The following is a 13,512-nucleotide window of genomic DNA, read 5'->3' as shown; positions in this document are numbered from 1 at the left end:
GAACATCCCGTGGCCCAAACGATCGAACGTATCCTCGGATGGGTGGCCTTGGCCGCACTCATCATCTGCATCGCCGCGCTGGCGATGGCGTACATCCCGGGCGGCCAGGCGATCCACGATCGCATCATCGCGGCATTTCCGCACGCGACGGAAACGCCCAATATCGACGACGCGCAAGCGGCGCTCGATTCGGGCGACACGGCCGGCGCGAACAAGCTCGCGCAGGGCGTCGTCGCGACGAGTTCGTCCGACGCGACGATCGACAATCACGCGGGCAATATCGCGGTGGCGGCCGGCGACGATGCGACCGCCAAGCACGATTACGAGCTCGGCGAGGCTGCCGACGCGCGCAACGGTTGGAACTACGTCGCGCTCGGGCAGCTGTACGCGCGGCAGAAGAAATATTCTGAGGCTGATGCGCAGTTGCGGGCGGCGCTCGCGCTCGTTCCCGACACGCAGTTCCTTCACTACGATCTCGCCGTCGTCGAGCTGAACGAACATCTGCCGGAGGCCGCGCTTTCCGATTTCAACACCGAGCTCAAGCGGTCGCCGACGTATCAGCCCGCGATCGACGGCAAGATCCAAGCGCTAGAATCGCTCGGCCGGACCGCCGAGGCGCAAGCGACGATGGTCGCCCTCAACAAGCGGCTCGGATCGTCGAACCCGGGCACACAGGCGACGGCCCATCCATCAGCATCGCCATCGCCGTCGGCCTCGGCGTCTCCGCTTGCATCTCCCACTCCCACGGCAGCGCCGTCGCTAACACCTTCGCCCACGCCGCTGCCTATCGCGCAGATCGCGCCACCGTCGCCGACTCCGACGCCACTCGCATCTCCGACCGCGAAGCCGACGAAAAAGCCGGCTCTCGTGCACGTGAAGCCCGTCGTGACGCCACCCCCGTCGCCGTCACCGACTCCGACGCCTACACCCATCGCACGACTTCCGCAGTCGATCGCCGACCTCGCGCCGGACGCAAAAGGCTACCTATTCGACGTGGCGAGCGATCCAGGTTTCGGCGGCGAGCTCCCATTCGCCGATCCGACGGAATCCGTCGCCCGTATGCAAGCGACGATCAGCAAGGGCACCATCGATCAGATACTTTCGGCCGGAACGGCCGCGATGCTCTCGCATCACTTCACGATCGCGGCCGCGGCGTTCTCGGCAGCCACCACTCGTGCGAGCACCGACTGGCGCGGTCCCTACCTCGCAGGTATCAACGCGCAGCAACGAGGTGACCAGGCGGGCTCGCGACCGTTCTTCGCGCAGGCGGCGGGCAGAGGCGGGCCGGCGGCGGTCTATGTCGCACAGGCCGTCGCCGATGTGGCCGTCGGTGATGACTCGACGGCGTACGCGGATGCGCAGCACGCCGTTGAGATGGCGCCGTCTTCCGGGTCCGCGTTGTTCACGGCAGGGATGATCGACATCTTGGTCGCCAACGTGCCGTCTGCCGAGCGCGATCTTTCGGCTGCGGCGGCCGCTAGCGGCGCCCCGGCGCGGACCGCGTACTTCCTGCAGACGATTCGCGCGCGCGAACAAACGCAATAGAATGAAGCGGTCGACTTTACGGACAAAAAGGGAGCGGTCGAGATTCATCTCGACCGCCGCGGTCCATCCATCTTAGCCGAGCTTCGCTCGGCATACCACATTTGAGTGCAGCCGAGCTTCGCTCGGCCTACTACTGTGTGCCGAACTCGACGTCGACAAACCCGTCGGCGCGCAGCCTGGCCGCAAGCGAAAGCATCACCTCTCGCGGAGTGAGGCCTAGATAGCGAGCCGCACGTAGCGCCGGCTCGTCGAGCGGCAAACCGAGACCGGCGAAGCCGAGATATTGCTGCGCGAGTTCCTTCGGACTGCCCATCTGCAGCAGCTCTTGACGGACGAGCAGCGCCTTCGCGCGGCCGAGTTCGTCGGCTGTCAGCGGCGTCGTCTGGATCTCGCGAATGTCGCTTGTGATGAGGTTACGCACCTTGACCGAGTTGACCGGAGCACAGACGTACGTAATCGTGAGCGTCGCGCGGTTTGTCTCGATGTCGACCTGCTGCTTGACGGACACTGCCAAACCCCGGTTGTCGACGATATCGCGCCTCAACCGGCTCGACCAAAGGTCTCCGCCGAGAACCTCCATGCCCGCGGAGAACGCTTCGTAGTCGTCCGATGACGGACGCATTTCGACTGTCTCACCAAGTTCGACGATCCGAATGCCGACAACGTGCGCCGGCATCACGACGCGCGCGGCCGTATTTTCGGGAAGCGTAGGAAGGTCGTCGGGCGGAGCCGGTGTCGAGGCGTCGCTCCACATGCCGAACGCCCTCTCGATGCCGGAGACTGCAGCGGCAGGCGCGATGTCCCCGACGACGACGATCGTCGTCCGCTCGGGGCGAAACGCGGCTTCGTAATAGGAACGAACTTCGGGGGCTGTCAGGACGAAAACCGACACCGGACTCGCAACGCGTGCGGCCGGATCGCCGGGCGGCAACAAGTTGGCATACAGCGACTGCTGGACGGACCGTCCGAGGCTCATCGTCTGGTCCGCGGCGTCGTCGACCGCGTCGAGCTTGGCGCGCCCGAACTCCTGGCCGGCGAACGACGGGTGCAGCTCCGCATCGGCGAGTAACGCGAGCCCTCGACCGAAATCTGCCGGGAGGATTGAAAGGTTGAAATCTGCGCCCGCCGATTCTTGTCCGCCGAGCGCCCCGATTCGGCGTGCGAAATCCTCATGGCTCATGTCCGCGGGGCCGGCCGCGAACAGGTGAGTGAGCACGAGGTCTACGCCGTCGTCGCCGGGCGGCGCCTCGACTTGCGGGCTCACTTTCACGCGACCGAAAACCTGTACAATGCCTGAGCCGGGCCGGTTCACCGTGATGACTCGGATGCCGTTCGCTAGGGTCGTTTCGCTCGGCGTTGGAGCGTTTGCGAGCGAGCCGTCGACATCTCGAACGACCGCCGAGGCCCATTGCGGCAACGTCGCCGTGCCTGGCGCAGCCGTTGCCGACGGCGGCGCGATCGCGGTCGTCGGAGCCGCCGACGGCGCCGGCACGACTCTTCCAACAGCGATAGTTCGCGGGCTGAAGACTTCGCGCGCGAGGCGGTCAACGTCGGCCGGCGTCACGCGGTCGATCGCCGCGAAGTACACGTCAGGCGTCGAATAGCCGAGCGCGGCGACGTACGTGCCCCACTCGTCCATAGTCGCGTACGGATCGGCGTCTTGGATCACGCGCTGCACGTGTTCGTACTTGACCGCAGCCGCGACGTCGGCGGCCGAAACGCCGTGCTCGGCGTACGAGGCGAGGACGGCGCGCAAGGCGTCGGCCAGCGAATTGTTGTTTTCGACGAACCCGACGGCAGCCTGCGCGCACATGATCGTGAGCTCGCGGTCGCCGAAAATCTGTGTGAACGACGTGGTGAGGGCTTTTCTCGACTCCTGCATTTCGGAGAGCGCGCTATCGGTCGACTGGACGACGTCGTTGAGGATCTGCGCTGCTGCGAAGTCGCGACTCGAAGAGCCCGGCTCGTCGACGCACGCGTACGCGGGCCGCGTGACCAGATTCCGTTTGAAAAGGATGTTCGCTGCGTGCGGCGGCGTCAAGTCATCGCCGGCATGCTTCGGAGCGGCGCCGCCGGGCAGCGAACCGAAGTCGGAACGGATGTCTGCGAGAATCGCCTGAGGATCGACCCCGCCGGCGACGATGATCACCGCGTTGCTCGGCGTGAACCACGTCGCACGGAAGCGGTCGAGGACCGATAGAGAGTCGCGGTTCAACAACGACTCTGAGGTCCACTTATCCCGCGCGATGGGAGACCGCGGCTGCAAGGCGTGGAGCATGCCGCTGTGCCACAGTACGTTGAAATTCCCTTCGTTCATCGACGCAGCTTGAGCGTAGACCGAGCGCTCGACGCTCCAATCGTCGTTCGACGCTCCAAACCCGAGCATACGGTCCGCTTCGATGCGAAGAGCGGCGGATAGGTCCGATAGCGCGACCTCGTTATAGTATAGAGTCGTTCTAGTGCCCCACACCTCGCCCGATGCCCCGCCGAGCGCGCTCGTCAATTCAGTCACCTGCGTTCCGCTCAGGCCGGCCACGTGAGTCGTCAGCATCGCCGCGACGGCAGTCGCGAGGCCTGGGTCGGACGCGGGCGCGTCGGCACTGCCGACGTCGTAGTACACGCCGACGGAGGCGAGCGGCGTGTGCTTCATCGGCACGACGATGATGCGCAGCCCGTTAGAGAGCGTTGATGGGATCGCGCCCGTTTGGTTGAGCGACGCGGCGTTCGCCGCTGTTGCGGACAAACCGGTTAACGCCGCGGTCAAAACCGCGGCGACGAATGGTCGAAGATTCGCCATCGAAAACCTGCCATGGAACCGGGGTCATGCCGGCTCTGGAGCGTCGCTTATCTACGCCCGCGAGTGTTTCCCGTCGCGCTAGTCCGCCGCGACGTGGGCGGGCGTTTGACGGGGCTGCTTCTTGACGTCGAAAAATGGGATGAGTGCGAGCATGACGATCGCGGCGCCGGCGAGCACGAGCGACGCATCGTCGAACGCCGAGACGTATGCCTGCTGCGTCAGCGCGCCCGCGAGCGCGGCGTTCGCCTGCTGCCCCGCCTCATGGACGCCGGGCACGCCACGCGACGCGAAGGCATTGCCGAGGCCGAGCAATCGCTGTTGGGTCGCCACCGCGAACTGCGTCACCGACTCGCCGAAGCGCTCGAAGTGGAAACGCTCGCGGTTGACGATGAGCGTGCCGATGATGGCGATGCCGATCGATCCGCCGAGCGTCCGCGTCAGGTTGTAGAGCGACGATGCGTCGGCTCTTTGTTGCGGCGGTAGTTTCGTCAGCGCGAGCTGGCCGAGCGACGTGAACAAGAACGGCAGCGCAGCGCCGCGCATGAGTTGGATCGTCATGATCTGCTGGAACGAGTACTGCAGCGTCAGGAAGCCGTTGCCGACCATACTGGAGAACATGAGCAGCACACCGATCGCCATCATGATGCGCGGGTCGAGCCGCTGCGAGAGTCTGCCCGCGACGGGGAAGAGCACAAGGCTGACGAGCGCCGTCGGCAGCAGGAGCAAGCCGATCTGGAACGCGGTGTAGTTGAGCAGCGTGCCCGCGAAGAGCGGGATGACGAACACCGATCCGAACAGCGTCGCACCGATGAGCGCGCCGCCGAGCGACCCAGCCGCGAAATCGCGATTCTTGAAGATCCGGATATTGATGAGCGGCCGCTCGATGGTCAGCTCCGTATAGATGAAGACCGCGAACGCGACGAGCGACGTCAGCGATAATCCGATGATGAACGACGACTCGAACCAGCCGTTCTTCTCGCCCTCCTGCAGCACGACTTGAAGCGTGCCGAGCCACACCGCGACGCTCGCGAGGCCGACGAAATCGACCTTGCCCGCGCCCTGCGGCGGCGCCGTCTCGTGGACGAACATCTGCGTCAAGACGATCGAGAGCGTCACGAGCGGCACGTTGATGAAGAAGATCGCGGGCCACGAGAACGTGTCGGTGAGATACCCGCCGAGCGTCGGACCGATGGCAGGACCGAGCACGGCGCCGACGCCGTACAGCGCGGAGGCCATCCCCAGTTCCTCGGGCGGGAACGCTTCGAGCATGATCGTCAGCGTCACCGGCAAGATCGCGCCGCCGCCGATGCCTTGGAGGACGCGGAAGAACACGAGCGAGCCCAAATTCCACGAAAAACCGCAAAGGACGGAGCCGATGAGGAACACGGCTTGGCTCGCTATGAAGTAGCGAGTGAGGCCGAACCTGCCTGACAGCCAACCCGTCGCCGGGATGACGATGACGTTGCTGATGAGGTAACCGGTGATGATCCAGTCGATCTCGTCGACGCTCGAGCCGAACGACGACTGCATGTTCGGCAGCGCGACGTTGACGATGCTCGCGTCGAGCACCGCGGTGAGCGCAGCGAGCATGACCGGCAGCGCGACGAGCCATTTGTTGCCCGCGATGCGGCGTGCCGGCCTGGCGGGCGCCGCGGCGCTGCGGTGTCCGTTCGTCGAGGGGCGCGGGGCGCCAAGCGTGGCGCTACGGACAGCCATGTCTTCTTGGATCCTCGATGGTCGCGAGCGTCTAGTGGTTCGTCGTGTCGATGGAGATCTCGGCCGACAAGCCCTGTTTGAGCATGTGCTCGGGGTCGGATGAGGCGTCGATGCTCGTCCTCACCGGGAGCCGCTGGACGACTTTTGTGAAGTTGCCGCTTGCGTTGTCCGGCGGGATGAGTGCGAACGTCGCCCCGGTCGCCGCCGAGAGGCTCAACACCTTACCGGTGAACGTGCGGCCTGGGTAGGCGTCGACCTTGATCTCGACCGGTTGCCCGACGCGGACGTTCGTTATCTGCGTCTCCTTGAGGTTCGCCACGACGTAGAGATCATTCGTCGACGCGATGGCCATGACGGGCTGGCTGACCGCCAGCATGTCGCCGACGTCGACCGACTTCTTGCTGATGACGCCGTCGATAGGTGCCGTCACGTTCGTGTACGAGAGCTGGAGCTCTGCCGATGCGAGCGCCGCGCGAGCGGCAGTCACCTGGGCGCTGGCGGTCTGGGCTTGTGAGACCTTGATGTCCGTCGTCTGGTTGCCCGTCTGCGCTTGAAGCAACTGCGCATTGCCCGCGGCGATGCCGGCCTGCGCCTGTTGCGCCGCGGCCGACGCCTGCGTGATACCCGCTTGGGCGATGGAAACGTCGTGTTGCGCCGACTGCTGGTTCGCGATCGCGTTGTCGTACGCGGCCTGGGCGGCATCCCATTGCGAGCGCGGGATTGCTCCCTCGGCGACGAGCTGCTTCGCGCGATCGAGGTCGTGCTGCGCCTTCACCGCGTCGGCCGTCGCCGCATTCGCTTGCGCCTGCGCCGCGGCGAGCTTGCCTTCGGCGGCGACGACGCCGGCGTTCGCGGCTTGCGTCTGACCGCTCGCCTGAGCGATGCCCGCTTCGGCTTGCGCGGTTTGGGCCGCCGTTACCGCAGACTGCAGAGGCACGCCCTGCACCGCGGCCTTTTGGGCTGCGAGCGCTTGTGCGAGCGCGGCCTTTGCTTGCGCGATCGCGATGAGATAGTCGCTATCGTCGATCTTGAGCAGTTTGTCGCCCTTGTGCACGACTTGATTCTCGTGCACGTAGACGCCGACGACTTGGCCCTTCACGCGAGCAGAGATCGTCGTGATGTCGCCCCCGATCTGCGCGTCATCGGTCGAGACGTGATGTGCCGCGTAGATGAGATAGCGAACGCCGAAGATGATGCCGACGATCGCGACGATGATCCCGATCGGGATCAGGAAGCGGCGTTTGCGCCCCGTCGTCGCGACGTCGACCGATCCGTCGGGCGCCTCGTGCGGCGGGGTTTGCAGGCGTTCTTGCGTCGTGGACATGATCGATGATAGCTCCTGATCTAGTCGGTTGTAGGCTTAGCGTGTGAGTGAAGCGGTGTGCAGGGCGGACGCGACGTGAACCGCATAGCCGTCGAACGTCGCGTTCGCAGTCGCCTTATACCCAGGCATGTCGATGTCCGCGGCCTGCGAATCGACCAGCAGGACACCGTCGATCGGGGCGAAGTGCTGGTCCATCGCGATACGGCCGCCGTTGACGTAGTACCATTCCATGCGGGTCACGGTGTGAGACGCCAGATCGACGAACGCGAGTGCGTGGTCCACTTGTCCCTTGTTCTTTTCCGTCAAACGAAGCGCTAGCGTATTCGGGGCCGTCGGGACGGTCGTATCGATCGCGATCGCATATTTTTGCTGCCACGCGGCCGGGTCGCCGACGTCTCCCGAGACTTTCTGGAACGCGCTCGCCAGGCTCGGAAGCGAGTCGAAGGTCACCGTGTAGTGGCCGGGCTTCTCGTAGGTCGTCGTGCCGTCGAGGTTCGCGGCGATGAACGGGAAGCTGTGCAACTGAACGGCGAGACGGATGTGCGCGGAATACGCGCTCACCGCGTCCATGCGCTGCTCGAGCTGGGTGACGATTGCGTTGACGCTTTGGCCGCTGAGCGCCGTCGTCGCGGCGTTCGCGGGTGCTGCCGCTGCCGTCAGCGCGAGCGCCGCGGCGGCTGCGAGGATCTGGGTCTTCATGACGCTTGGGCTTTCGACTCCATCTTTTCCGGCGCGAGTTGCTGCATGTGACCGCGAAGCTTGTCGAGGAGGGCGACGAAATCTCGCTTCTCTTCCGACGTGAAGCACTCGGTCAGACGTTTGATGTTGCGTAGGTGGATCGGTACGAACCAGTCGAGGAACTTGACCGCCTTCTCTGTGAGCTCGGCGAGCACGACTCGACGGTCGTCCGGGTGGTCGATGCGCAGAAGCATGCCGTCGTCGACGAGACCGTCGACGAGGCCCGTGATGTTCGCACGGGTGACGACGAGATAGTCGCCGAGATCGGAAAGCGAACGCGTGTGGTTCGGTGAGCTGAAGAGCGACATGAGGACGTTGAAGCGCCCCGGCGAGAGGTCGTATTGTTTGAAATACGTCGTGACGAAGTTCTCGAACTCGGCCGACGTCCGCTTGAGCGTGACGATCGCGTTAACCGACTCGTAATCCGCCTCGAAGTTCTTGCAGTGAGTGGCGATGCCGTCCCGTAGTCCCTTGAGGTCTTCGCAGGGCCGGTTCGTCGTCTGGGTCTCGCGTTCGCGGGGGGTCATATTTGGTTTATCTCCTAATGGTTTACCGCCTAATTATAAACCACTTGAAATATCTCGTCAAGACGCTTTCTGTCCCGGGGTATAGCGCAGGCGGCGAAAACGGACAGTTCGTGACACCACCCTCGGCCCTGATCACGACGCGCGGGGGATTGACGGCCTGGACTCCGGCTGATATGCTCCATCAAAATAGCTATTCCCCTAGCTATTTAGCTATTTGTCGCCGCGAATGGAGTTGTTTTCCTGGGGCTCTTGTCGCTTGCGCCCAAATCCGGCGCAATCTATCAGCAGATCGTTCAGCAGGTTCGGAGGCTAGTCGCCCTCGGCGCACTAGGCCCTGGCGATCAACTGCCGACCGCAAAGCAACTCGCAATCGAACTCACCATCAATCCAAACACAGTTGCTCGGGCTTATCGTGAACTCGAGCGTGAGGGATTGATCAAAGCCGTGCCGGGCAAGGGAACGTTCGTAAGGGACGATGCGGCGAGAAGTGGCGCTCGCGAGTCGCTGATGACGTCAACTGCCGAAACACTTGGTACGATTGTCCGAGAGGCGAGGTCCATCGGGATCTCACGACGGGCGCTGCGCGCCACATTTGAGCGCGCCGTCGATGAGGCATACGTCGAAAGATCAACGCCATCTTCGAATAGAACTTCAGCATGACAGCGGCGATCGCGATAAATCGACTCACAAAAACATATGGCCGCGCCGTCGCAGTCCGGCAACTGAGCCTGGACGTTCCATTCGAAACGATTTTCGCGCTCATCGGAAGCAACGGCGCCGGCAAGTCGACGACGCTTCGGTGTATTGTTGGACTTTCGACGCCAACCTCAGGTCGCATTCTCATCAATAATGAAACACTAACGCCCAAAACGTTTGAGCGGCTTGCATATGTGCCGGATGTGCCCGCATGCTACGGATGGCTTACCGTCAGAGACCACCTTGATATGACGCGTGGACAGTTCAAGGCATACGATCACGGGCGCGCCGCCGCTCTTCTCGATCGCTTTCAACTGTCACCTACGAAGAAAGTTCGAGCGCTGTCAAAAGGGCAGCAGACGGCTCTTAGTCTCGTTCTCGCCTTCTGCGTACGCCCGTCGATCATCGTACTCGACGAACCGATGAGCGGACTCGACCCAGGCTCGCAGCGTCACGCTCTAGACCTAATGGTGGCCGCGGCGGCGGACGGAGCCGCGGTCCTGGTGAGCTCTCATCACGTTGGCCAAATGGAGAGGGTCGCGGAAAACGTAGCCATCCTACATTCTGGGCTTATCGTGGAGTCCGGCCGGGTTGAAGATCTCCTCGCGAGCCATAAGATCGTCGAAGCAATCCGAGGCGGGGAAGCGGAAGAAGCGATCCGGCGCGTCTACACTAACGGCGAGGACGTACATGCCCTCCGCAGCCAGCTCGAAGCAGACGGCGCTAGCATTCGTATCTTGGACGTCACGCTTGAGGACATTTACCTGCACGCCGTTGCGAGTGACTTGAGCGGATAGGCTACATGAAGATTTACTTCGTGCAAGTCCGTCGCACGGTGCGTGCTCTCTACTGGCTTGCGTGTAGCATCGTCGTCATTCTCGCGATGATGTCATTTTTCGGTAATGTGACTATTTACGGTTCTTTCCATCGCACGCTTGACTACAGACCGCCGTCTTCCCGCGAGTCGGTCACTCTAGATCTGGGCTATTGGCCAGGTGTATATTATTCCGAGGTGAGCTGGCCCGCTTTCCCGTGGGGGCATGTCGCTCAACCTACTAGTTATCCGGTGTCGCAACCGGAGCATCATACGAGCTATACTCTCCTTGAACAGAACAACCTGTATAAGGAACGCACATCGGTCGGCACGTTTGTTGAACGTCTCCGCATTCCACGCCAGCATGTGGTCGTCTACCCTAACGGTCATCGCAACATAATAGAATTCATTAGTATTAGGGCGCCGGACGGGCGACCCGTTCAATGGCATGATGAATTCCGAATTGACGCGGTGGAAGCTTTCGGCGGGACCGTGACGTTGTCGGGAGTTCTAGCAATTGTGTCGCTGCTGTGTGCGCTCTTCGGCGTCGTAATCGGGTTAGGCTTGGGCGACGATGTCGCGAATCATTTATCGATCGTGCGGACACGACCGGTCGGGAAGACGGCTTTTGTTGCGACAGCGATCGGAATCGACGTCATGCTCTTGACGCTCGGCGTCGCTTCGATTGGGTTGTTGCTTGTGTCGGTCCCGGTTTTTGCTTATCCTTTCAAGGGCATAGAGCCTGGGCAAGTGAGTGGACTAAAGATAGTTTCGGTTTGTCTGCTTTGGTCAATTACGCTCGCATGTTATGGTGTAACGCTCGCGTTGACGACCGCGGCGAGACGCGTGACCGCTGTCGTTGTGCTTGGCGTTATCGTTGTCGTCGAACTCATGATTGGTTCCTCGATAGGATATGGCTTGCCACGCCCTCTTGATTGGATCAAACCCGCGCTCGATGGCCTAAACCCATTTCGTCATTACGCTATCGTCTTTTCGAACTTATTTGTACCTAGCATCGGGACCGCAGATACCGCTGATTCGACTCCCTACAACCTTGAAGCTTTGATTGGTCTCGCAGTAGCCGGCATGCTCGTCGCAATCCTCAGGTGGAGAGCGGCACGAATTTGAATACCCGAGCGCTTGCCCCAAGTGCTCGCTGACCGTGCACGACTGTCCAGTGACGGAGCAGTTGTATTGCTGACCCAGCCGGCCTGGCATCCAAGGCCGTTCCTATTGGTTGCGCTCGGCATAGCCGTCCTATTGCTCGCGTTCGACCACGTGCATCTGTCTCCGCCTACACCGATCGCGGCGCCCTCGCCCACAACTCGACCGACGTTTCACTTTGGTCTAGCCCCCGCAAAGTGGACAAGCGGGACCACCATTTCGCGGCCGTGAAGGCGGCCGCGGGAGGAGGTCTCGAGCATGCCTCGTCACCAGGCCACCGATACGCAGATCGCCGCCGCGCTGCGCGAAGTCGAAGCCGGCACGCCGCTGGTCGACGTCGCGCGTCGTCTGGGCGTTCACGTCAACACGATGTTGCGCTGGCGCAAGAAGTACGGCAGCCTCGGCGTGCCCGAGGTGCGCGAGCTGCGGGTCTTGCGGGAAGAGAACCGCAAGCTCAAGCAACTGGTCGCCGATCTGAGTCTGGATCGCCAGATCCTGCAGGACGTGATCGCAAAAAAGCTCTGAAGCCGGCGCGCAAGCGCGAGCTCGTCGGCTCGATTCAAGAGCGCTATTCGATCAGTTGCCGTCGTGCGTGTTGGCTCATGCGGGCGAATCGTGCCATGGTGTATTACCGGCATCGGCGTCTCCAGCTCGATGAAGCGCTGACGCTCAAGATCAAGGACATCGCGTCGCGACGAGTGCACTATGGGTACCGCCGCATCGCGGCGCGGCTGCGCATGGACGGAATCTGCGCAAATCATAAGCGGGTCTTCCGGCTCTATCGCTTGGCGGATCTGGGTTTGCGACGCAAGCGGCCACGACGGCGCCGGTGTGCGGTCCTTCGGGGCGCACGTGTCGTGGCAACCCGGCCGAACGAGGTCTGGAGCATGGATTTCATCCACGATCGGCTGGCTGACGGTCGCGCGATTCGGCTGTTGGCGATCGTCGATACGCATACGCGCGAGTGCGTGGCGCTGGAGGTGCGACCGCGCTGGACGAGCAGCGACGTCGTTGAGGTCCTCCGCGGTATCGTGCTCGAACGCAAGCCGCAACGGATCACCTGCGACAACGGCAGCGAGTTCTCCGCACTCGCGATGGACCGCTGGGCATACTACAACGCGGTGCAATTGGATTATTCGCGCCCAGGGAAGCCGACCGACAACGCGTTTATCGAATCGCTCAATGCGATGCTACGGCGCGAGCTACTCAACGCGAGCTACTTCGAATCACTCGACGACGCACGACGTGCTGCTGCGAAATGGCGGCAAGACTACAACGCCGAACACCCGCACTCATCGCTGGGTCAACGATCGCCGCAATCCTTTGCCCTGGCCCGGATGGCGGAGCTCGAAAGCCAGCTTATCACCCAACCCGCTTGACCAAGAACGGGGTCAAGACCAACTTCGCGCTGGACGATATTGACCTTGGTCCGACTGTCCGCCTCACACGCTTCATCCCCGATTTTGACATTTATCCTCGCTCAGCGATCGAGGGGTCCGATGGAAAACTTTACGTCGCTTACTATCCGAACCGTCCACCATACTATTGGAATACCGAAGGTGGTGAGGCATCGCGGCTAGGCGTCCTCGATAAGGGGCGAATAAAACCGATTGTGCTGTCTAAAGAAGAGACCTCGGGCGTGCCTCTCAATCCTGGGCGGATCGAACTCGTAGGTTTGCAACAGGGCATACCCGTCGTCCGCATAAACGAGCCAGATGGTAGCTACCGATATGTGGAGATAACGATTCACGGAGTTCGAACTCTTCAACGCGTCGCTCGGACGCTGCAAGTCCTTTCGTGGCCTCCCTGCATCCCGTTTGACGGAGGCAAGATCTGCCAAGACTATTCGGCACCTAGGTACCGTGTTAAGATCGACCTGCCGAATCGCCACGCGATCCTCGTAAGCGCAGCCGGTAGTGTTTGGCTTAGCAGGTGGCGGTCGTCACCTTTTTCTGCTGGTCGAGTATGATGGTGGATCAGCGGAGTGCCTAGAAGGGTTTGTGCGCTAACCGCCTCCATTAGGCTACAATCAATTCGGCCAGACGACAATTGCGCTGACCCCCGAGACTCGGGCCGAATGAGACTGTGATTTTCTGGGCGTACTCACCTGGAGGAGACGCCCATGAAGAAGCGATTCAGCGAGCAGCAGATCATCGGGATTTTGCACGAGCTTGACGCCGGTGCGACCGCT

At 62.3% G+C, this 13,512-nt stretch carries 9 protein-coding genes; 4 read left to right on the top strand and 5 right to left on the bottom strand.

Annotated elements, in window-relative coordinates:
- Positions 1 to 9: 9 nt before the first annotated feature.
- Positions 10 to 1,545 carry a hypothetical protein gene (locus tag VFO25_09595; GenBank protein HET9343152.1) on the top strand — a complete coding sequence of 512 codons (1,536 nt, stop codon included), beginning with the start codon at positions 10 to 12 and terminating at the stop codon, positions 1,543 to 1,545.
- A 130-nt stretch (positions 1,546 to 1,675) separates the two neighbouring features.
- On the opposite strand, the gene VFO25_09590 is transcribed toward VFO25_09595, so the two are convergent.
- The 5 genes from VFO25_09590 to VFO25_09570 all read right to left on the bottom strand — a co-directional run bounded on the left by VFO25_09590 (position 1,676) and on the right by VFO25_09570 (position 8,647).
- On the bottom strand, positions 1,676 to 4,288 hold the full coding sequence (locus VFO25_09590) for an insulinase family protein (protein HET9343151.1): 2,613 nt from the start codon (positions 4,286 to 4,288) through the stop codon (positions 1,676 to 1,678).
- Between the two features lie 132 nt (positions 4,289 to 4,420).
- Entirely contained in the window at positions 4,421 to 6,058 is a 1,638-nt protein-coding gene (locus VFO25_09585; protein HET9343150.1) for a DHA2 family efflux MFS transporter permease subunit, read from the bottom strand.
- A gap of 31 nt (positions 6,059 to 6,089) precedes the next feature.
- Positions 6,090 to 7,382 carry an HlyD family secretion protein gene (locus VFO25_09580; GenBank protein ID HET9343149.1) on the bottom strand — a complete coding sequence of 431 codons (1,293 nt, stop codon included), beginning with the start codon at positions 7,380 to 7,382 and terminating at the stop codon, positions 6,090 to 6,092.
- A gap of 36 nt (positions 7,383 to 7,418) precedes the next feature.
- Positions 7,419 to 8,081 carry a hypothetical protein gene (locus VFO25_09575; protein HET9343148.1) on the bottom strand — a complete coding sequence of 221 codons (663 nt, stop codon included), beginning with the start codon at positions 8,079 to 8,081 and terminating at the stop codon, positions 7,419 to 7,421.
- Positions 8,078 to 8,647 (bottom strand): MarR family transcriptional regulator, encoded by a 570-nt coding sequence (locus VFO25_09570; GenBank protein HET9343147.1) that lies wholly within the window; start codon positions 8,645 to 8,647, stop codon positions 8,078 to 8,080. The genes VFO25_09575 and VFO25_09570 overlap by 4 nt, the downstream gene beginning before the upstream one ends.
- Before the next feature lie 656 nt (positions 8,648 to 9,303).
- Here VFO25_09570 and VFO25_09565 point away from each other — a divergent pair.
- The 3 genes from VFO25_09565 (at position 9,304) to VFO25_09555 (ending at position 12,700) form a co-directional block, all read left to right on the top strand.
- On the top strand, positions 9,304 to 10,140 hold the full coding sequence (locus VFO25_09565) for an ABC transporter ATP-binding protein (GenBank protein ID HET9343146.1): 837 nt from the start codon (positions 9,304 to 9,306) through the stop codon (positions 10,138 to 10,140).
- 5 nt (positions 10,141 to 10,145) lie between these two features.
- The gene (locus VFO25_09560; protein ID HET9343145.1) at positions 10,146 to 11,285 is read left to right on the top strand and encodes a hypothetical protein; all 1,140 of its coding nucleotides are present in this window, start codon (positions 10,146 to 10,148) and stop codon (positions 11,283 to 11,285) included.
- A gap of 294 nt (positions 11,286 to 11,579) precedes the next feature.
- Positions 11,580 to 12,700, top strand: a protein-coding gene (locus VFO25_09555; protein HET9343144.1) for an IS3 family transposase whose coding sequence is annotated in 2 segments (ribosomal slippage) — positions 11,580 to 11,832 and positions 11,832 to 12,700 — 1,122 coding nt in all. Because the reading frame shifts where the segments join, the coding sequence is not laid out codon by codon here.
- Positions 12,701 to 13,512 lie beyond the last annotated feature (812 nt).

The sequence above is a fragment of the Candidatus Eremiobacteraceae bacterium genome, from assembly GCA_035710745.1.
Lineage (GTDB): Bacteria > Vulcanimicrobiota > Vulcanimicrobiia > Eremiobacterales > Eremiobacteraceae > JANWLL01.
Note: the sequence above shows the minus strand (reverse complement) of the source record. Positions and strands in the feature narration are given on the sequence as shown.